Genomic DNA, 20,087 nt, shown 5'->3' with positions numbered 1-20,087 from the left:
CGCGCCAGCAGGGTTGCCTGTTCTGGCGTGGGGTAGAAGCGGTATTTGAAAGCGCGTTCGGTTATCATACCTTACAAATTATCGTGTTTTATGTAAGATTACAAGGCACAAGGCGTCCTGCCGGACGCCGCGCTATCCATCCTCGCACTCAAAGTACGAGGTTTTACGCGCTGACTGATAAAAAAACAGCGGTGACTGGACACAGCCCACCTCACACAGACTAGCTCACACAGACTACCTATAGCGTATCGCCTGCTTCGATACGGTAGCCCAAGTCAATGACGGGCTGGTCCACTCCTTCGCCACGGATACGTGCCAGCAGGGCCTGAGCCGCCCTTTCACCGATGGCCTCGCGAGGGGTCACGACGCTGGCCAGACGCGGCGTCATGGCCTGCCCCACATCATGACCGTGAAAACCGGCAATGGCCATCTGCTGGGGGACGGCAACTCCCTGGCGCAGGCATTCGAAATACGCCCCCACCGCCACGTCATCGTTGGTGCAGAACACCCCATCCGCCTGAGGGTAATCCTGCTGAATCTGTTGCATCAATGCAGCGCCCACGGTGTAAGAGGAGCGCTGGCTACGCTGCAAGGTGACGGGGGAAAGCCCATGCGCCTGCATGGCCTGTCGATAGCCTTGCTCACGCTGGCGCGTCCGCTCATCGAGACGCACCGCCAGATAGAGAATGTGGCGGCGGCCACGCCGGATCATCTTGCTGACCATTTCGTAGGCGGCACTCACGTTGTCGTACCCGACGGCCTGCTGAAGCGGGGGGCGATGGGTGTCCATGATCTCCACGATAGGAATACCCGCGGTTTCCAGCATGCGCAAGCTGCGCGGCGTATGGTCTCGATCCGAGAGAATCACGCCATCGACATTATAAGAGAGCAGCGAGGCCAGGCTACGCTCTTCGAGCTCGGGGCTGTAGCCGTAGTGGGAAAGCATCAGATGATAGCCCGCAGGCTCGGTATACGCTTCGATGCCCACGATCACGTCGGCAAATACCTGGTTGGTCAAGGAAGGAACCAGCACGCCAATGGAGTGGCTCGTGGCCCGCGACAGCAGGTCCGGCGCCCGGTTGGGAATGTAGCCAATCTGCTCCGCGGCACTGAAAATACGCTCGCGCAGCCCTTCCGAGACCGCTTCCGGGTCGCGCAGGCAGCGACTCACGGTCATTTTGGTGGCGCCAACGCGGTCGGCGATGTCTTGCAAGGTGGGGCGTTTTTTCTTCAATGGCGTCACTGCCTGATATCGTGGATGGGCACGGGTCTTACCATAACGAATCCTGCGACCCGTCGCCTATCCCTTCCTTTAGCTTGACGAGCGCTGCGGCTGCCGGGACAGCGTGGCACAAAAGCGCTCGACAATCACGCGAGGCGGCAGCTCAATCGACAGCGTGACGGCCTCATCGGCCAGCGGCGGTTCCAGGTCCGCCAGCTGGCTGGCCAGCATGTCATCCCCCTTGAAGAAGTGGCCGGCGCGAGTGGCCAGCCGCTCGCGCAGCACATCGGGCGTCCCCTCCAAGTAGAGGATACGCAGCTCACCATCGCCCTGCCGCAAGCGGTCGCGATAACGCCGTTTGAGCCCGGAACAGGCAACCACTACCGAGGCATCCCGGGTGCGATAGCTTTCCAGCAGGGCCGATAGCGTTGCCAGCCACGCCTGGCGGTCGTCGTCGTTGAGCGGCGTACCGCTGGCCATCTTGGCCACGTTCGCGGCACTGTGATGGTCATCGCCATCGATGAACGTGGCCCCCAGCGAAGACGCCAACTGCTGGCCAATATGAGTCTTGCCGGAGCCCGAAACCCCCATGACAAGAATACGCTGTGAAGTGCTCGTCACACTGCTCTCCTGTCAGTTGCCGCGCACGGCGGTCAAGTTGGGTAACCATGTCACGATCCCGGGGAAGGCAATCAACAGCACCAGCACCACCAGCAGCGCCGCGTAATACGGCAACATGGCCTTGACCAGCGACTCCATCGACACCTTGCCCACGCCACATCCCACGTACAGGCAGGTGCCTACCGGCGGTGTCAGCAACCCGATACCCAGAACGAAGGCCATCAGAACGCCAAAGTAAGCCGCGTCCACCCCCACCGAGGTCACGATGGGCGCCAGCATCGGTGCCATGATCACCATGGCGGGCGTGAGATCCATGACGAACCCGACCAGCAACAGCAGCGCCGCCACGATCAGCAGCAGCAGGAAAGGCTCCTGGGTAATCGCCTGAACCTGACGCACCAGCGTCTGGGGCACCATGTTGATGGTCAGGAACCACGCGATCACGGTGGCAAACGCCAGCAACATCATGACCATGCCAGTCAATCGGGCAGTGCGAATCAGCATGCCGCCAAGCGCTGCCAGCTTGAACTCCCGATAGACCAGCAGGGAAATGGCCAGCGAATAGAGCAGCGCCGCCACGGCCGCTTCCGTGGCCGTAAAGACGCCGCCAATGATGCCGCCAATCACGATCACCGGCAGCACCAGGGCAAGCCAGGCCGCCTTGAAGGCCTGCCACAGCACGTCCCAGCGGAACTGGCGCACGCCACCGCCCTGCCGAGAGGCCAGCAGGAACGTCGTCACCATCAGCGCACCGCCAATCAGCAGCCCCGGGACGATACCGGAAATGAACAGGCGACTGATCGAGGTTTCCGTGACGATACCGTAGAGAATCAGCGGAATGGAGGGCGGGATGATGATCCCGATCACCGACGAGACCGTATTGATCGCCGTGGCATCCGCTGCGCTATAGCCCTGCTGCTTCATGGAAGGAATCATCATGGAGCCGGTCGCCGCCGTGTCCGCCACCGCCGAGCCACTGATTCCGCCGAAGAACATCGAGCCGGTGATGGCCACTTGGCCCAGCCCACCACGCATGAAGCCGACGAGCGCCCCCGCCAGCTCCATCAGACGCCGCGCAATCCCCCCTTGGCTCATCACTTCGCCCACCAGAATGAAGAACGGAATGGCCAGCAGGGGAAAGCTGTTCACGCCCCGGATGGACTGCTCGATCATGATCGACAGCGGAATGTCCGACAGTATGGCCATGACCAGTGCCGCCACTCCCAGCCCAAAAGCAATAGGCAGGCCAATCACGATGGATGCGAACAGGATCGCCAGAAAAATCCATAACATAGTGGTTACTCCCCCACAGAATTGGTGGATGGGCCGCGCGGCGCGAGCACCAGGCGCAGGCTGACCCATAGCCGCCACAGCGATACGGCAGCGATGAAGATCACACACAGCACCAGAGACAGGCTGACCCAACTGAGCGGCACGCCCAGAATGGCAGAACGACCACTGGAGCGAGACAGCACCTGATACCCGCCCCACACCATCACCAGCATGAGCCCCGTGATGATCAGGTGCTGAAGCGCATACAGCAGATGCGCCAGGCGCAGCGGCAGGCGGCGCACCAGGGCATCCACCGCAATATGCTCATAGCGCGCAAAGGCCGCCGCCGCGCCAATGAAGACCAGCCAGATGAACAGCATGCGCGCCAGCTCATCGACCCAGGGAAGCGAGTGATTGAACAGCGAGCGCCCCACCACGTTGCTGGATACCGAGACGATCAGCGCGACCAGAATGGCGCCGATCAGATACTCCATGCCCAGCGTGAGCCAGCGAAACAGGGCGGGCCCCTGAGCCGAATCGGTGTCGATTTCCAGGCACCGTCGGTTAGGGTCGTCCAGATAGGTCGAAGGGTCTGTCGGGTCAGGCGTTGCCAGCACAGGCTCGGCCTGGGGAGTATGCGAGGGGGATGTCATAAAAGCTCCTGGGGCACTATCGAATCGGGCAGGCCACTGGCCTGCCCGAAAACCCACGGCAATGGCTTACTGAGACGTATGGTCTGCCACGATCTGCTGAATTTCAGCAATCAGGTCTTCCCCGATACGCGGCGCCCACTGGGTGTAGACGGGCTGAACGGCTTCCTGGAAAGCGGCCAGCTGCTCATCGTCCAACCGAGTGATCTGCATGCCCCGCGCTTCCAACTGCTCACGAGACCAGTCGTCGTATTCGGCAGAGAGCTGAATTTCATACTCGGCAGACTGGCGGGCAGCTTCCAGCACCAGTGCCTGATACTCCGGCGCCATGCGGTTCCAGGTGCGCTCGGAGAGCATCATGATGAATGGCGTATAGACGTGGCGCGTTTCCGTACCGTAATCCTGCACTTCGTTGAAGTTCGAGGTCAGGATGGTGCTCCAGGGGTTCTCCTGGCCATCCACGACGCCCTGCTCCAGCGCCGAGAACAGTTCACCAAAGGCCATGGGTGTCGGGTTGGCGCCCAGCGCTTCCCAGATGGCCAGATGCACCGGGTTCTGCATGGTGCGCACGCTCAAACCGCGCACGTTGAGGCCCGCCACGTCGTCAGGGGTCGCCACCGGGCGGGCGCTGTTCGACAGCTGGCGGTAGCCATTCTCGGAAAACGTCAGCGCTTTCAAGCCAGTGCCTTCAAAAGCATCCAGCATGTTCTGGGCCGCATCGCTCTGCATGACGGCAATGGCGGCTTCACGGCTGGGCAACAGGAACGGCAAATCGAACACCGACAGCGCCTGCACGTAGCCGGTCGTAGCCGAGCTGGAAGGGTAAGTCATGTCCAGCGTTCCGGTCTGCAGCATCTCCATCATCTGCACGTCATCCCCCAATTGGCTATTGGGGAAGACATTGACGGTAATCCGACCATCGGTACGCTGCGCCAGAATCTCGCCGAAATATTGGCTGGACAAGAACTGCGGGGAGGTTTCGGACAACCCGATACCCATGCGCAGCGTATGGCTACCATGGTCTGCCAGAACCTCGCCCTCGATGGCGGGCGGCGCGGAAAGCTCCGGGCCTTGTGCATGCGCCATGCCAAAGGTCAGAGTGGTGGCACCCAAAAGGGTCAATGTGCTACGCCAAATCGTTGTCATCGTTGTTTCTCCACGCAGAATTGTTGTTAGTGGCCGGGTTGTGCATGGCCAGTTTTGAAGGACCAGTGCTTGAATGACCAGGCTGCCGAGCGATGCGGTAGCTCGATGGCTTGCCGATAACGTATGTCAGGCCATAGGCTATTTGTTACCGGTAACATCGAGTATATGAAGGCTAGCGGCGGCCTCTGAGCGTGTCAAAACAAATATGGTGATTTGCGACCAACGTCCAGGGTTGTCTAAAAAGTCAGATAGTAAGTAGACGCTGGGCACGATACATTACCTTTCACGTCAACACCTCGGAGAAGACATGACAGAACTTGAGCCCTGCAACGAACTGGAGCTGGACCAGCAGCTCTGCTTCGCGCTGTACTCAACGTCGCTGATAATGACCAAAACCTACAAGCCACTGCTCAAGGAGCTAGGGCTCACTTACCCGCAATACCTGGCCATGCTGGTGCTATGGGAAAACGATGGGATTACCGTAGGTACATTGAGCAAGTGCTTGCTTACCGATCCGGGTTCGCTCACTCCGCTGCTCAAACGGCTGGAAAACGAGGCGTTGATCAAACGCCAGCGCAGCACCCAGGATGAGCGTGTGGTCGAGCTGTTGCTGACCGACAAGGGCCGCGCGCTACGCGCCCAGGCGCAACATATTCCGGGCTGCATCATCAAGGCCAGCGAACACTCTGCCGACGCCTTGCGTGAGCTGAAAGACGACTTGATTGCGCTTCGTCAGCGCCTGCAGTCGAACCAGTAAACGCGAATGACACTGTCTTTTGAGTGACTCCATATTTATCTTGTGCGCAAGTTAAAATAACACTAAATTAAAGTCTCTTTTTCCAAACTCGCTCATACCCTTGGAGACGCCCATGTCTATCGAAACCATTGCTTATCGCGCCCATGCCCACGCTACTGGCGGCCGCGAAGGCCACGCCAAGTCTTCTGACGGCGCTCTGGATGTCAAGCTGAGCACGCCGAAGGAACTGGGGGGCGCTGGCGGTGCTGGCACCAACCCGGAACAGCTGTTTGCCGCAGGCTACTCTGCCTGCTTCCTGGGTGCCTTGAAGCACGTTGCCAACCAGGAGAAGGTAAAGCTGCCTGCAGACACACAGATCGATGGCAGCGTGGGTATTGGTGCCATTCCTACCGGGTTTGGCATCGAAGTGGAGCTCAAGATCAGCCTGCCGGGCCTGGAAAAAGATATTGCGCAGTCGCTGGTCGATAAAGCCCACATCGTGTGCCCATACTCCAATGCCACCCGTGGCAACATCGACGTCACTCTGACATTGGTGTAAATGCTTGAAACGCCTCTGACCTGTCTTTCGCAGGTCAGAAACAGCCTGCCCCCTTCTCCCAGCGTTGCCTTTGTCCTGCCCTTGCCATTTAATTAACTCGCTAACGACATACCCTTGTAGCCAGGCTCAAGCGCCCCCATAGATTCACTACGACAACGCATGACCGCTAAACGCGAGGACCCCATGAGCGATCCAACCTATACGCCGCCCAAGGTATGGCAATGGGAACCTGGCAACGGTGGCAAATTTGCCAACATCAACCGCCCCGTCGCAGGTGCCACTCACGATAAACATCTACCCGTCGGCAAGCATCCGCTGCAGCTGTACTCGCTGGCCACGCCTAACGGCGTCAAGGTCACCGTGATGCTCGAAGAGCTGCTGGAAAAAGGCATCATCGACGCCGAATACGATGCCCACCTGATTCAGATCGGTGAAGGCGACCAGTTTGGTAGCGGGTTCGTGGAGGTGAACCCCAATTCGAAGATCCCGGCACTGATGGACCACAGCGTTCAGCCACCCCAGCGGGTCTTCGAGTCAGGGGCCATCCTGCTCTATCTGGCCGAAAAATTTGCTGCCTTTCTGCCCAGCGACCCCGCCAAGCGTACCGAATGCCTTTCCTGGCTGTTCTGGCAGATGGGCAGCGCACCGATGCTGGGCGGCGGCTTTGGGCATTTTTATGCCTATGCGCCGGAAAAGTATCAGTACCCTATCGACCGCTACACCATGGAAGTGAAGCGCCAACTGGACGTACTCGACCGCCACCTGGCAGACAACCGTTATATGGCGGGCGACGAATACACGATTGCCGACATGGCGATCCACCCCTGGTATGGCGCACTGGTCAAGAACCGTGTGTATGAGGCAGCCGAATTTCTGGAGGCCCACACCTACACCCACGTGCTGCGCTGGACCGAAGAGATCGATGCCCGCCCCGCCGTGCAACGGGGCCGCATGGTCAACCGTACCTGGGGGGAACCCCATGAGCAGCTTCATGAACGCCACGATGCCAGCGACTTCACTGAAAAAACCGAAGACAAGCGTTAATTCGCGTATCAGGAAAACGTACGATGTTCGATCCGAAATACGCCCAGCTGATATTTTCATGCCTCATGGCGCTGTTCATGTCATGCATCATGTCGCTGGTGATTACGCTATATAACGTGGGACTCGTGGATGGGATTGTGATGATTTGGCTCAAAGCGTCGACCCACGAAGAGACCCAAAAAGGCAACGGGGCCTGCTCATCGCAGGCCCCGTTGTTCATGTAGCGAACTCATGTAGCAAGTTCATGTGGCGGTATGCCGCCGTATCTCACGCGGCACGTATATCAAAACTGATAGCGTACGTTGGCCGTGACGCTGCGACGATCACCGTAGCCACAGTCGCCTCCGTCATAGCGGCACCAGGAGATGTACTCTTCGTAACGTGCACCGATGAAAGAGAGTGCCCGCTGACAGGCAGCGGGCGGAGGAACCAGTAGAACTACAGCACGCGTGAGTTGTTCAACGCGTAGTTCCAGACGCGGTAAAAGTAGAAGATGTAGCCAATCCCCAAGGTGAGAAACGAAATCACCATCCACAGGATGATATGGCCGATATTGCTGAAGATATTGATATCGCAGACCATTTTTCGCTCTACCCCACTGGCATGGTCGACCACGCTAGTACGATTGATGACAAAGCGAGCAAAGGAGTAAGGAAAGAAAAACAGCGCGATCCCCAGCGTAAAAATCGTCAGTAACAGCCACACCAGCAGGTGGCCCACGATATCCAGAATGGACAGATTGGCTTTGATGGTCACAGGGTGCCTATCGATGCAGTAAGAGTGGCGTGCAGATTACCACACACCAGGCTTCAGGAGCGCGAGGCCCACCAGTCGGCATAGGAGCTGTTGTGGGGAGCGAGACCGCCTTCGTCCGGTGCTCCATCCTGCCACCAGACAGGCCCCGCTCACCCAGTGCTTCCTTGGCTTCCTGTACGGCCTGACGTGCCTGGCGAAGCGTGTGCTCATCGTCATGCTGTTGGGCACTGCGCACCGCACGCCGCGCCTTCATCAACGCTTTGACATGCAGACGCCGGGTGTCTTCCGAGAGACGCGGATCGGTGCAGCGCCACAGCCGGTTCCTGGCAACGAAGTAGCGTCCATCCGGTGTCTGTGGGTACTTGCTGCTCATGCTGCCCCTCTCGGTCGTTTGCGCGTCGGCCTACTGCACTAAAAACGCTTGGTCAGCGTCATGGCGCCAAACACATCCTGCTCATCCTGACCTTCGAACTCGCGGGTGCGCTGTACGGCGGCGTAGGTCACCTGCCAATCTTCCCAGGCCAGCGCCAAGCCCGTGGAGGCATCGGCGACCCACTCCTTGCGGTCTACCGAATGGCTATCGCGCACGGTATTACCGTCCAGGGTCAGATTATGGGCCATGTAATAGCCTTCGACGCTGGCAAACAGATACCACTGCCAGCCACGGCTCTCGCTCATCAGATGGCGCGTACCGGGGTTGGGGGTCAGGGTGGGAATACCTTGAGCGTCGTCTCCCCAGCGCACGCTGTAGCCAGCGCTGGCGTAGGTGTACAGGTTGCCCAACGCCGCGCCGACACTGGGGCCGTGAGCAAACTGTTTGCCCGCCAGCGGAGTGTCATGCCACCACTGGCGGCGCAGCGTCAGATTGATCAGCGCTTCGTCACCCAGCTGATTACGCCAGCCCCGCGGGCGGTCGCTATTGGTGACGCGGTGTACCTCACGCTGGATGCTGTCAGCCAAGGAAGAGGGCCCCACCAAGCCCACATCCAGGTGCAGATCGGTGGCCCGCTGCCACTGCCCCACCGGCACATCTTCATATAGCGACACACCGCCGTATACCAGCCCTGCATAGGGGCGGTCATCTTCGATCAGGGAGCGCCGTTCGATGTTATCGGGTGTATAAATCTGGTGCACGAAGCGATACGCCACCCGGTCAGCCTGCCCCATCAACCCCGCTGGCAACGCCACGGCAAGCCGCTGCAGCCAGTTCTGTTCGGAGGGCGTCGTCATCCAGTTCAGCTCGAAGCCACTGGTGAAGTGGCCGTCATCACTGCTGGCCAGGCCATCGTTTTCGAGCTTGAGGGTCAAGGCGCTGTCGCTGGCCATGGCTAGCGCAGGCAGCAGGCTAAACGGCAATACCAGGGCACGTAATACAGCAAAGGGTTTCATGGCTCGTTCCTTGAGTAACAAACATTGCTGATTGTATGTAATCTTGCAAAAAGATAGCAAGCTACTTTTATAGTCGCCTATGGCTCGCTCAACGCGGTTTCCACTTGCGCGGAGTCTGGCGGTTATCCCTCACCGCCAGTACCCTCGATCAGCGTTCGCGCAGCAGCCATTCAGGGGTGATTTCGTGCTGGCCGTTTTCATCGGTAATGAACAGCGCACCATCACTGATCATCACGGCCCAGTTGATGGCCCTGGGCAAGTTCGTCGCCACCGTAGACAGCGCATCGGCGGGTAACCCGGCCACGTGAACGTTCTTCAGCGATGCGACCGCAGGCAGCACTTTGCTCTCCCACAGGTCGACACGGCCATAGGCCAGCAGGGAAACCCGCTCGGCACGCCGAGAACACCAGGTCATGCGTTCGGCATCGGGAAAGCCTACTTCAATCCAGTGTAGCACTCGCCCGTCCAGGCTCTTCTCCCACAAGGCTGGCTCGTCCACGTCCGAGAGCCCGCGTCCAAAGGCCAGCGCTTCGCTGTACCACAGCAGATAAGCGATCAGCCGTGTGCACAGGCGCTCTTCGGTTTCGGAAGGGTGGCGCGCCACCGTGAACCGCAGCGTTTCGTAGACGTTGCGGTCCAGGTCGGTCAGGTTCACATCCACTTTGTAGGGGGTAGCACTTAGCGCCATCTGATGACTCTCAGTCGTGTTGCGAAATATTAGAGGCGTCAGTGTAACGGATTTACGCCCTCTCCGCGCCGTCCTCCCTCCAGCCCGGAACTTCCTGCACAGTACTAGGCGGTCGCCCGCTCGTCGCTCAGCAGCGTGGCCTGTTTCAGGGTCTCTTGTTCATGCATGGGCTCCCGCCAGGTCTCTTTTAGCGCCGCCGCATACCACGCCTGCATGGCAGGCAGAGCCAACAGGCGCTGCACGTAGGCCAGCGAGGCATCGCCCAGCGGAAGGCCGAAGGTTTGCACGCGAAACGCCACCGGGGCATAAAACGCGTCCACGGCGGTAAAGTGCTCACCCGCCAGAAAAGGGCCACCAAAACGCTCAAGCCCCTCCTGCCATAGCGCATCCAGCCGGGCCAGGTTGCTTTTCAGCCCAGGGGACATCGCGTTCATCGCTACCCGTACACCACAGTTCATCGAACACTCATCGCGCAGCGCTGCAAAGCCGCTATGCATCTCGGCACTGGCGGAGCGTGCCCAGGCCCGTGCGGCAAGCTGCTGTGGCCATACGTCAGAATGCGCTTCGGCCACGTACTCGACAATCGCCAGCGAGTCCCACACGGCCACCTCGTGTTCGCGATCGACCAGGCACGGCACCAGCCCCGAAGGAGAAAAACGCTTGAAGGTCGCGAGGCTCTCCCCAAAGCCCCCTTCGAACGGCATCAGATGCTCGTTGAAGGGGATCTCCAGCGTTTTCAGCAGCACCCAAGGGCGCAGCGACCAGGAAGAGTAGTTCTTGTTGGCGATATACAGATCAAACATGGTGCGCTCCTTGTGGTGAACACGTCATTGATCGCTTTAGCGATTGATAGCCTTGCGAGTGATCGTTTTAGCGTGCCGCCTGAACCAGCGTATTCCCGCCCAGCCCCATCAGTACGCCGCCGCCCATCCGCTGTACCCAACGGGTGGAGCTATTGGACGTTTGCAGCCAAGCGCGCAGCGGGCTGGCCAGCAACACCACGACCACGTCCGCCGACGAAAACAGTACGTTGGTGGCTACCCCCAGCCACAGCAGTTGCCATGCCACCGGCAGAGCGCTGTCGGGCTGCACGAACTGGGGCAGGAACGCCACGAAGAACAGCGCCGTTTTGGGGTTGAGCACTTCTACCAGGAAACTATCGCGCAGCACCCGCCGGGTGGTGGCCAACGGCAGCTCATCGCCACTCGTGCGAATGCCCTGCCGCCACAAGCGCACACCCATCCAGAGCAGATAGAGTCCACCGATGATCTTCATGGCGAGATACGCAGGCGGAATGGCGGCAAACAGCAGGGCCAGGCCAAGCGCGGCCGCTATTACATGCACGTAGCAGCCTAGATGCACTCCCGCCACCGCCAGCCAGCCTGCACGTCGGCCACGCCCCAGGGTTTGCGCAGCGGTATACAGCATCGCAGGCCCAGGCAAGTAGGCAAACCCCAGCGCGGCAACCACAAAAGCGGCCCACTGCATCGCGGTGACTCCTTTCTCTGAAAAATAGTAAGCCTGAGAATAAAATAAGGGGCGACGCATGCGCCACCCCTTGAATAAGTAAAACTCGAAAAATAAACCCTAGAAGTTGGGTTTACGCTTCTCGACAAATGCGCTCATGCCCTCTTTCTGCTCCTGGCCTGCAAAGCAGAAGGCGAACAGGCTGGTTTCCAGGGCCAGGGCGCTATCGAGGTCCTGATCCATGCCGTCATGCACGGCCTGCTTGGCGCCGCGTACCGACTGCGGCCCGTTACCCTTCAGCTGCTTGGTAAGCTCTTCAACATAGCTCTCAAGCTCGGCCTGGGGCATTACCCGGTTGACCAGGCCAATGCGCAGCGCTTCCTGAGCATCGATCTTGCGTCCGGTCGTCACCAGGTCGATGGCCATGGCGGGACCGACTCGGCGCGGCAAACGCTGGGTGCCGCCAAAGCCGGGAATGACGCCTAGCAGGACTTCCGGCTGGCCGAAGATGGCGTTGTCGCTGGCGACGGCCCAGTCGCAGGCCAGCGCCAGTTCGCAGCCGCCGCCAAGGCAAAACCCGTTGACCAGCGCGACCACCGGCACGGGCAAGGTTTCCAGGCGTTTGATGGTGCGCAGTGCCTGGCTGGCAAAGGCGCGCGCTTCTTCCGGGGTTTTATCACGCATCTCGGTGATGTCTGCCCCGGCCACGAAGGATTTTTCCCCGGCCCCCGTAATCAATACCGCCCGCAGGCTGGGGTGAGCTTCCAATTCGACCAGATGCGCTTCCAAAGCGCTGAGCACTTCGCTGTTCAGCGCGTTCAAGGCTTTGGGACGATTAATGGTCAGGCGTACCACGCCATCGTTATCAACCTTCTCGATCACTGCGTCGCTCATGGCGGCTCCTTAATTGTTATTGCGCGTAGAAGTGGTTACCACTCAACCCTAGCGAACGCTTGGTTGGGTGGCAATCACTTCTTTTGTCGCCCCCTAAGCTTTTTGTCGCCCCCTAAGCTCGCTGCCTGCTATTCGTAGATATAGAACCCACGGCCACTTTTGCGGCCCAGATAGCCTGCGGCCACCATGCGCTTGAGCAGCGGGCAGGGGCGGTACTTGGGATCGCCAAAACCTTCCTGCAGCACTTCCATGATCGCCAAGCACACATCCAGGCCAATCAAATCCGCCAGCGCCAGCGGCCCCATGGGATGGGCGGCACCCAGCTTCATGGCGTCATCGATGGCTTCCGGCGTGGCGGTGCCTTCCTGCACGATAAACGCGGCTTCGTTGATCATCGGCACCAGCAAACGGTTCACGGCAAAGCCCGGCGCATCGCCCACCGGCACTGCGGTTTTGCCCAGCGCTTTGGTCAGCGCTTCGATGCGCTCTACGGTGGCATCCGAGGTCTGCTCGGCGCGGATCACCTCGACCAACTTGAGTACCGGCACCGGGTTGAAGAAGTGCATGCCTACCACCCGCTCAGGGCGCTCGCAGACCGCCGCCAGCCGAGTCAGTGATAGAGACGACGTGTTCGACGCCAGAATAGCGTCGCTGCTCAAATGGCTGAGATCCCGAAACAGCTTCTCTTTCAATGCGGGCTGCTCGGGGGCAGCTTCGATGATCACGCTGCAGTCGCTGAGCGCATCCAGCGCCGTGGTGGTCGAAAGCCGAGCCAGCGCTTCCTGCTTGCCCTCTGCCGTCATCTTCTCTTTAGCAACGAGCTTCTCGAGCCCTTTATCGATCGCATTTTTGGCGCGGGTGAGCTGCTCATCGGCGACATCGTAGAGCCTCACGTTAAAGCCACTGGCGGCCACCACTTGAGCAATCCCCTGCCCCATGGTGCCTGCGCCTACCACGCCAATCCGCTGTTCGCTCATTGCTGTTCCCCTGACTGGTGCTGTCTGGCTTCTTCGCGCAGCACGAATTTTTGAATTTTGCCCGTGGACGTTTTGGGCAGTTCGCTAAAAACCACCGTTTTCGGCACTTTAAAGCTCGCAAGATGCTTACGGCAGTGGGCAATGATATCCGCCTCGGTGACTTCGCCGTAACCTATTTTCAGTTTGACGAACGCGCAGGGCGTTTCGCCCCACTTTTCATCCGGCTTCGCGACCACGGCGGCCTCTTCCACCGCTGGATGGCTGTAAATGGCATCTTCGACTTCAATGGTGGAGATGTTTTCACCGCCCGAGATGATGATATCTTTCGAGCGATCTTTAATCTCGATATAGCCGTCGGCATGCCATACCGCCAAGTCACCCGTGTGGTACCAGCCGCCCTCCAGCGCTTTTTCCGTGGCCTCGGCGTTTTTGAGATATCCCTTCATCACGTTGTTGCCGCGCATCAGGATTTCGCCGATGGTTTGGCCATCCTTGGCAACGGGTTCCAGCGTGACCGGATCGGCGACGCAGAGCGCTTCCAGCATGTGGTAGCGCACGCCTTGGCGTGACTTGAGTTTGGCCCGCGACTCCAGCGGCAGTTCGTCCCAGGCCGCGTGCCAGGCACATACCGTGACCGGGCCATACACTTCCGTCAGGCCATAAACGTGGGTCACTTCAATGCCCAGCTTTTCTACCCCGGCTATCACCGAGGCGGGTGGCGCGGCACCGGCGGTGGTCACCTTCACCGGGTGATCGAACACCCGCTTCTGTTCGGCGGGCAGGTTCACCAGCCCATTGAGCACGATTGGCGCACCGCTAAAGTGAGTGACGCCCTCTGCAGCGATCAAATCGGTAATGCGTTTGGGGTCTACCTTGCGTAAGCAAACGCTGACGCCTGCATTGGCGGCAATGGTCCAGGGGAAACACCAGCCGTTGCAGTGGAACATCGGTAGCGTCCACAGGTAGACAGGATGGTGCGGCATGGCCCACTCGAGAATGTTGCTCACCGCGTTCAGGTAGGCACCGCGATGGTGATATACCACCCCTTTGGGTTTTCCCGTGGTCCCAGACGTGTAATTCAATGAAATCGCCTGCCACTCGTCGCTGGGCAGTTGATAAGCGTACTCCGGGTCGCCCTCGGCCAGCAGCGCCTCGTACTCCAGCTCGCCAATGCCTTGGGTTTCACCCAAAAACTCCGGGTCAGCCACGTCGATGATCAGCGGCTTGCTCTCCAACGTGGCCACCGCCGCTTGAATCACCTCGGCAAACTCAGGATCCACCAGAATCGCCCTGGCTTCGCCATGGGCCAGCATATAGCCGATGGCATCGGCATCGAGGCGGATATTCAGCGTATTCAGCACGCAGCCCGCCAGCGGCACACCGAAGTGGGCCTCGAACATTGCGGGTACATTGGGCAGCATGGCCGCCACTGTCTGGCCCGGCTGAATACCGCGTTTTTCCAGCGCGGAGGCGAGCCTACGGCAGCGTGCCCAGGTCTCTGCCCAGGTGCGGCGCGTCTGGCCATGCACCACGGCCGGGTAATCGGGATACACCGCCGCCGAACGCTCGATGAACGTTAGAGGGGAAAGCGCCACGTGATTGGCCGGCGTGGGGGGTAAGTCCTGCTCGAAAATTGAAAGACTCATACATTACCTCATTAATTAACGAAAACCTGAAAAGGCCTATTGTTAGTGGTTGTCATGACGTTCAAGGTCGCTATCAGAACGAGGCTCGCGTCCGAACATGTTCTGCTTTTGTACAAGCACATAAAGCACGACACCAGCAGCCAACCCCCACCCTGCCCCATACACAGCAAGCACAACTGCCATAGTGCCCGCCACGCCGCGCTCTGCCGTATTTTTAGTTTGCTCCATACCGACCATCAAGCAAATATACCCAGTGAGCAGTAACGTTAAAGATAAAGCTATCGGCAGCACGGGTTGAAACATACTTACTAACGGTAGAGTAAAGAGCGCAATGAACCCCGTAATCCAGAAAGTACCTCCTCCGCTGTAAATCGACTCCATGGCATTGCGACCATTTTTGTAACGCTCAGCCATTGTGGCTGTCACCGCTGTCCAGATGGGGCCTGCCAACCCAGGATAGGGAGCAAAGAAAGCATGTATACCATTACGAATAGCAGTGACATGGTGAATGCGATCCGTGCTGTAATCGATTTTTTCATCCGTGCGTATATGGTCAACACGAGACATCAGCGTACGACCCACGACGATGTCACCAAAAGCAATGACATAAGCAATCACCGCGGTAGGCAGCGCCAGCATAAACACATCAATGCCTGGAAAGCCGACACTAAAGGGCAGGTAGGCCCACATATCTGAAAAGTTGGGTTGCGTCACCCCCCACTCAATGCTTGGACGTGGATACTCGCCTATTGCCCAAGCAATCAAAATAGCGACCACCATGCCGGGCACCATGCCATAATTAGCAATCCTGCGTACGACCAGGTAGTCGGCAACCCAGCGTTTAAACGCTGCGGAGAACAGCATAAAAATAGCAATCAGCATGCCTGCAATCAAAGAAACTGGCGTTTCTGCCAAGCGCCCACCTTGCTGTATCTCGCCTGTAATTGCTGCAATACCAGCCCCGATAATGATCCCGGCCTGTAGTGAGTTAGGCACCAGGTGCACCAGCTTTCGCCCGAGCCCAGTCACACCTAAAAAGAAGAAAATCAAAAACACTAAAAACTGTAGCGCAAACAAAGCCTGAATGGCTTCATCACCCGGTTCAAAGTCACCTAAAAAGACCAGCACCACCGGCACTGCGGGGGTAATCCAACCTGGCACCATAGGCACCCCAAGTAATGCTGGCAGCATAAATCCAATGCCACAAACCACCACGAAGGCTAACGCTATATCGTAAGGCAGGCCCAGGTACTGCTCCAGCAACGGTATCATGGCAAGGCTAACCACAAACATTATTAGCCCTTGGATCATTTCAGCCATTTCCCATCGGTAATGAACAAATGGTAGGCGGACTTTAAATGGCCCTAAAGGCCAGTAGGGCTGCTCTTCTCCATGTTGGCGATGTTTCAACTGCATAAAAACTCCTTGGTTATAAATATTGTTAATTTTTAAGATGCAAGGCCGGAATGAAGCATTGATGTTCAATGAAAATCAAAACGACCGTTTCATTGTTATTAAAAGTTAAACGCCGACCTTAACGGTCGGCGAAGATGCCATGGAAGTAGATAGCAGAGCGTCAACGTCACTGCTGACTATCGAAGTCGCTCAAACACTGCATGCCGGCCTCGATCACCGCGCGCTGGGCACGCCCGACCGGCAGCCACTGGTGGATGACGAACTCGGCGCTGCACAGTTTGGTGCGGTAAAACGGGTCGTCGCTGCCTTGGGTAATGGCTTGCTGGGCATGCAGCGCCGCCTGGCCCATCTGCCAGGCGCACAGCACATGGCCCGCCAGGTTCAAGAGAGGCGTGGCGTAGGCTTGCACAGCATCCGGCCCCTGTTCAGGGTGGCTACCCTGCTCCAGCACGATTTCCATGGCGGCCTGCAGGTCGTCAGCGGCATCGCTCAACAGCGGCCCCATGGCATTCAGCCGCGTACTCTTACTCAGGTCGTCAGCGGTGTTGCGTACCTCGGCCAACAGGGCCAGCAAGGCGGCACCACCATCGCGCTGCAGTTTGCGACCTGCCAGGTCCAGCGCCTGAATGCCGTTGGTGCCTTCATAGATGGGCGCGATGCGGGCATCTCGGAGCAGCTGGGCAGCGCCGGTCTCTTCCACATAGCCCATGCCGCCGTGCACCTGAACCCCCATGGAAGCAATGTCCACGGCCTGGTCGGTAGAGAAACTCTTGACGATAGGAATCAGTACATCCACACAGGCCTGGGCCGACTGGCGCTCGGCGTCATCGGCCGCATGACGGGCAACATCCAGCTGGCCAGCGCAGTAAAGGGCCAGCGCACGCAACGCATCGGTACGGGCACGCATGGACAGCAGCATACGGCGCACATCGAAGTGGTCGCTGATGGTGCAGTCGCTGCCGCCACGCTGCCTGGGTGAGCGCCCCTGGGTGCGGTCATTGGCGTAGGCAAACGCGTGTTGGCAAGCACGCTCGGCCACGCCAATGCCCTGAATACCGACCTTATGACGTGCCTCGTTCATCATGGTGAACATATGGTTGAGCCCGCGCCCCTCCTCCCCCACCAGATAGCCCACGGCACCGCCGTTTTCACCAAAGCTGAGAGTACAGGTGGGCGACCCGTGAATGCCGAGCTTGTGCTCGATGGAGGCGCAGGTGACATCGTTACGCTCGCCCAGCGAGCCATCGTCGTTGACCAGGAACTTAGGCACCAAAAAGAGAGAGATACCCTTATTGCCTTCCGGGGCATCGGGCTTACGGGCAAGAACGAGGTGAATGATGTTTTCGGCAGCGTCGTGCTCGCCCCAGGTGATGTAGATCTTTTGACCGCTGATGCGGTAGTGATCGCCTTCTGGAACGGCTTTGGTACGCACCTTGGAAAGGTCCGACCCCGCCTGGGGTTCGGTGAGGTTCATGGTGCCGGTCCAGGAGCCCTCGACCAGTTTGGGCAGGTAGGTCGCTTTTAAGGCATCGCTGCCGTGATGGGCCAGCGCCTCGATGGCACCGGCGGTGAGCATCGGGCACAGCCCTAACGCCATGTTCGCGCCGTGGAGCATCTCCTGTACCGCACTGGCCACCACTTCGGGCAGGTTCTGACCGCCCAGTGCTTCAGACACGCCAATGCCGTTCCAACCACCCTCTACATACGCCAGGTAAGCGGCCGCGAAGCCTTCGGGGGTAGTGACGCTGCCATCGGTGTGACGTTGGGCTCCCTGACGGTCTCCCGTACTATTGAGCGGCCCCCAGACGTCACCTGCCAGCTTCGCAGCTTCTTCCAGTACGGCTTCAACGAGATCCGGCGTGGCTTCTTCAAACCCAGGCAGCGCCAGGGAGTGGTGCGCCAGCATCTCTTCCAGCACAAAGCGCAGATCGCGGACCGGCGCGGCGTAGTCATTCATGGCAAAACCTCGGGCAAATACGGCGAAATAGTAAAAACACTATCGTCGATAGTAGTTTCACTACTTCCAGCGCACCATTAGCCCAAGGTCTCACCTGATAGCCGCCTCAGCGACTTATTTGCGCACCTCGGTTTCTACGTCGTCGTAATAAGTGATGTGGCTTTCGTCTTCCTGGGGCGGCCCCACTACCGGCTCGGCGACCTCCACTTCCGGCACCACATCGGAAAGGTCTTCCAGATGCTCATGCTCAAGCGCCCCCTGCACCAGCTCTTCGGTCACCACCAGTTCAGCACCGGCAGCGGTCATGGGCGTCGTGGCGGTAAACGGCGCCACGGGGACCGGGGCCGGGCGCACGCTGCGGCGCCACGTGAAGAACAGCACGAAGAACAGGCTGAGCGAGCCAAAGGCCCAGAACAGTCCGGCATCGCCCATGGCGGTCATCACCGGCGAAATCATCAGCGGGCTGATGGTGGCCCCGATGGAGTTGATCAGCAATAGGCCCTGGCTCATGCGCACCAGCGCCCCTGCGGGTGCACGGTCGGCGGCGTGGCTCACGGCCACCGGGTAAAGCGCAAATACGCCCCCACCCAGCAGGAACAGCAGCGCGACCAACAAAGGAGTAGAGAGCGGTAGCCAGAGCATGGCTGCCGAGATCACCACGCAGAACGCGCTGATGCCGATCAGCACCATCTGGCGGTCGTGGCGGTCCGACCAGCGGCCAATCGGGTATTGCAGCAGCATGGCGCCAAGAATCACCACCGCCATCAGTTGCCCCACCTGATTGACACTCATGCCGATACGCTGGAGATAGAGCGGCAACAGCGTATAAGCCGCCGCCACCACCATGCCCGACCCCAGGCTGCCCATCACGCCGGTCGGGGTCATGGTGATCAGCCGATGCGGGGGTAATGGCTCGGCATGCTCGATGAGTGGCGATACGCGGGGAATCATGGCCATCGGCAGTACCGACAGCGACGCCAGCAGGCCGATCACCATGAAGGGCGCGGTGTCGCCCATGGCACTGGTCACGCCGAGCATCAATTGCCCCAGCACGCCAGCGGCATAAAGAGAAATCATGTAGAGCGCCAGCAGGCGGCCACGCACTTTCTGGTCGCCCGCGGTCAACAGCCAGCTCTCGATGACCAGATAGACCCCTACCGTGGCCCAACCGCCCACCAGGCGCAGGGCAAACCACGCCCAAGGGTCGAAGAACAACCCCTGCAACAGCACGGTGACAGCCACCAGCGACGCAAAACTGCCGTAAGCACGAATATGGCCAATGCGCAGCAACAGGCGATCATTGAACATGGCCCCCAGGGCCAGTCCAATGAAATAGGCAGACGACACGATACCGATCACCGTGGCCGACTCGCCCGCAGCGTCCAGTCGAATGGTGATCAAGGTGGCGAGAAAACCGTTGCCAATGCCCAGAATGAACAGCCCGAGTAGGGGCGCCAGCGCCATGGCCAGCAGTTGCCGCGACATGCGTACCTCACATTGCATTGAGTGTGAATCGATGGCCGTTTATACGCCTATCGCACCGGCAGGCAGAAAACGGGCGCGCAATTATTGCTGCCAGTGGCATAAAGTCAATGCTTTTTCAGCCCCATGCCCAGCAGTCTGGTGTTTTTGTTGACGTCCTCCCCG

Annotated in this window: 22 protein-coding genes; 4 read left to right on the top strand and 18 right to left on the bottom strand. The window is 59.2% G+C overall.

Translation table 11 applies throughout. The features are described 5' to 3' along the window. From B7L71_RS18080 to B7L71_RS15980, 6 genes are all read right to left on the bottom strand, one after another. Nucleotides 1-68: helix-turn-helix domain-containing protein (locus B7L71_RS18080; protein WP_139790159.1), on the bottom strand; the 68-nt coding region annotated here is incomplete at its 3' end. Between the two features lie 170 nt (nucleotides 69-238). After that, the gene (gene gntR, locus B7L71_RS16000; protein WP_081139108.1) at nucleotides 239-1,234 is read right to left on the bottom strand and encodes a gluconate operon transcriptional repressor GntR; all 996 of its coding nucleotides are present in this window, start codon (nucleotides 1,232-1,234) and stop codon (nucleotides 239-241) included. Nucleotides 1,235-1,312: 78 nt separating this feature from the next. Then, the gene (locus tag B7L71_RS15995; protein ID WP_081139106.1) at nucleotides 1,313-1,843 is read right to left on the bottom strand and encodes a gluconokinase; all 531 of its coding nucleotides are present in this window, start codon (nucleotides 1,841-1,843) and stop codon (nucleotides 1,313-1,315) included. A 12-nt stretch (nucleotides 1,844-1,855) separates the two neighbouring features. Continuing rightward, complete coding sequence (locus B7L71_RS15990; RefSeq protein WP_081139105.1) at nucleotides 1,856-3,136, bottom strand: TRAP transporter large permease; 1,281 nt, start codon at nucleotides 3,134-3,136, stop codon at nucleotides 1,856-1,858. Nucleotides 3,137-3,141: 5 nt separating this feature from the next. Continuing rightward, nucleotides 3,142-3,768, bottom strand: coding sequence for a TRAP transporter small permease (locus tag B7L71_RS15985; protein ID WP_081139103.1), 627 nt, complete (start codon nucleotides 3,766-3,768; stop codon nucleotides 3,142-3,144). Between the two features lie 66 nt (nucleotides 3,769-3,834). Beyond that, complete coding sequence (locus B7L71_RS15980) at nucleotides 3,835-4,911, bottom strand: TRAP transporter substrate-binding protein (protein ID WP_081139102.1); 1,077 nt, start codon at nucleotides 4,909-4,911, stop codon at nucleotides 3,835-3,837. Nucleotides 4,912-5,218: 307 nt separating this feature from the next. Between B7L71_RS15980 and B7L71_RS15975 the strand changes: the two genes are divergently transcribed. The 4 genes from B7L71_RS15975 (at nucleotide 5,219) to B7L71_RS15960 (ending at nucleotide 7,474) form a co-directional block, all read left to right on the top strand. Continuing rightward, nucleotides 5,219-5,668 carry a MarR family winged helix-turn-helix transcriptional regulator gene (locus B7L71_RS15975; protein ID WP_081139100.1) on the top strand — a complete coding sequence of 150 codons (450 nt, stop codon included), beginning with the start codon at nucleotides 5,219-5,221 and terminating at the stop codon, nucleotides 5,666-5,668. A 112-nt stretch (nucleotides 5,669-5,780) separates the two neighbouring features. Continuing rightward, nucleotides 5,781-6,206: an organic hydroperoxide resistance protein gene (locus B7L71_RS15970; RefSeq protein WP_081139099.1), complete on the top strand. Its 426-nt coding sequence runs from the start codon at nucleotides 5,781-5,783 to the stop codon at nucleotides 6,204-6,206. Nucleotides 6,207-6,389: 183 nt separating this feature from the next. Continuing rightward, entirely contained in the window at nucleotides 6,390-7,250 is an 861-nt protein-coding gene (gene yghU / locus B7L71_RS15965) for a glutathione-dependent disulfide-bond oxidoreductase (RefSeq protein ID WP_081139097.1), read from the top strand. 23 nt (nucleotides 7,251-7,273) lie between these two features. After that, nucleotides 7,274-7,474 carry a DUF2798 domain-containing protein gene (locus tag B7L71_RS15960; protein WP_081139096.1) on the top strand — a complete coding sequence of 67 codons (201 nt, stop codon included), beginning with the start codon at nucleotides 7,274-7,276 and terminating at the stop codon, nucleotides 7,472-7,474. A gap of 214 nt (nucleotides 7,475-7,688) precedes the next feature. On the opposite strand, the gene B7L71_RS15955 is transcribed toward B7L71_RS15960, so the two are convergent. From B7L71_RS15955 to B7L71_RS15900, 12 genes are all read right to left on the bottom strand, one after another. Then, nucleotides 7,689-8,006 carry a DUF6693 family protein gene (locus B7L71_RS15955; RefSeq protein WP_016914589.1) on the bottom strand — a complete coding sequence of 106 codons (318 nt, stop codon included), beginning with the start codon at nucleotides 8,004-8,006 and terminating at the stop codon, nucleotides 7,689-7,691. Between the two features lie 7 nt (nucleotides 8,007-8,013). After that, the gene (locus tag B7L71_RS15950) at nucleotides 8,014-8,379 is read right to left on the bottom strand and encodes a hypothetical protein (protein ID WP_249273286.1); all 366 of its coding nucleotides are present in this window, start codon (nucleotides 8,377-8,379) and stop codon (nucleotides 8,014-8,016) included. A gap of 38 nt (nucleotides 8,380-8,417) precedes the next feature. Next, a complete protein-coding gene (locus B7L71_RS15945; RefSeq protein WP_081139094.1) occupies nucleotides 8,418-9,395 on the bottom strand; it encodes a lipid A deacylase LpxR family protein in 978 nt (325 codons plus the stop codon). 148 nt (nucleotides 9,396-9,543) lie between these two features. Continuing rightward, nucleotides 9,544-10,083, bottom strand: a complete 540-nt coding sequence (locus B7L71_RS15940) for a YaeQ family protein (protein WP_081139093.1) — start codon at nucleotides 10,081-10,083, stop codon at nucleotides 9,544-9,546. Nucleotides 10,084-10,187: 104 nt separating this feature from the next. Next, on the bottom strand, nucleotides 10,188-10,886 hold the full coding sequence (locus tag B7L71_RS15935; RefSeq protein ID WP_081139091.1) for a glutathione S-transferase family protein: 699 nt from the start codon (nucleotides 10,884-10,886) through the stop codon (nucleotides 10,188-10,190). 67 nt (nucleotides 10,887-10,953) lie between these two features. Then, nucleotides 10,954-11,571 (bottom strand): LysE family translocator, encoded by a 618-nt coding sequence (locus B7L71_RS15930; RefSeq protein WP_081139090.1) that lies wholly within the window; start codon nucleotides 11,569-11,571, stop codon nucleotides 10,954-10,956. A 99-nt stretch (nucleotides 11,572-11,670) separates the two neighbouring features. Next, entirely contained in the window at nucleotides 11,671-12,444 is a 774-nt protein-coding gene (locus B7L71_RS15925; protein WP_081139088.1) for an enoyl-CoA hydratase/isomerase family protein, read from the bottom strand. Nucleotides 12,445-12,572: 128 nt separating this feature from the next. Continuing rightward, nucleotides 12,573-13,469 (bottom strand): 3-hydroxybutyryl-CoA dehydrogenase, encoded by an 897-nt coding sequence (locus B7L71_RS15920; RefSeq protein ID WP_081139087.1) that lies wholly within the window; start codon nucleotides 13,467-13,469, stop codon nucleotides 12,573-12,575. Next, a complete protein-coding gene (locus B7L71_RS15915) occupies nucleotides 13,418-15,067 on the bottom strand; it encodes an acyl-CoA synthetase (protein ID WP_081139085.1) in 1,650 nt (549 codons plus the stop codon). Before B7L71_RS15915 ends, B7L71_RS15920 begins: the two co-directional genes overlap by 52 nt. A gap of 42 nt (nucleotides 15,068-15,109) precedes the next feature. Then, entirely contained in the window at nucleotides 15,110-16,483 is a 1,374-nt protein-coding gene (locus B7L71_RS15910) for a solute carrier family 23 protein (protein ID WP_081139084.1), read from the bottom strand. 166 nt (nucleotides 16,484-16,649) lie between these two features. Beyond that, on the bottom strand, nucleotides 16,650-18,440 hold the full coding sequence (locus B7L71_RS15905) for an acyl-CoA dehydrogenase (protein WP_081139082.1): 1,791 nt from the start codon (nucleotides 18,438-18,440) through the stop codon (nucleotides 16,650-16,652). Between the two features lie 114 nt (nucleotides 18,441-18,554). Further along, complete coding sequence (locus tag B7L71_RS15900) at nucleotides 18,555-19,925, bottom strand: MFS transporter (protein ID WP_081139081.1); 1,371 nt, start codon at nucleotides 19,923-19,925, stop codon at nucleotides 18,555-18,557. Nucleotides 19,926-20,087 lie beyond the last annotated feature (162 nt).

Origin of the sequence: Halomonas sp. BC2, from assembly GCF_002078115.1 — a bacterium.
GTDB classification, from domain to species: domain Bacteria; phylum Pseudomonadota; class Gammaproteobacteria; order Pseudomonadales; family Halomonadaceae; genus Vreelandella; species Vreelandella stevensii.
Note: the sequence above shows the minus strand (reverse complement) of the source record. Positions and strands in the feature narration are given on the sequence as shown.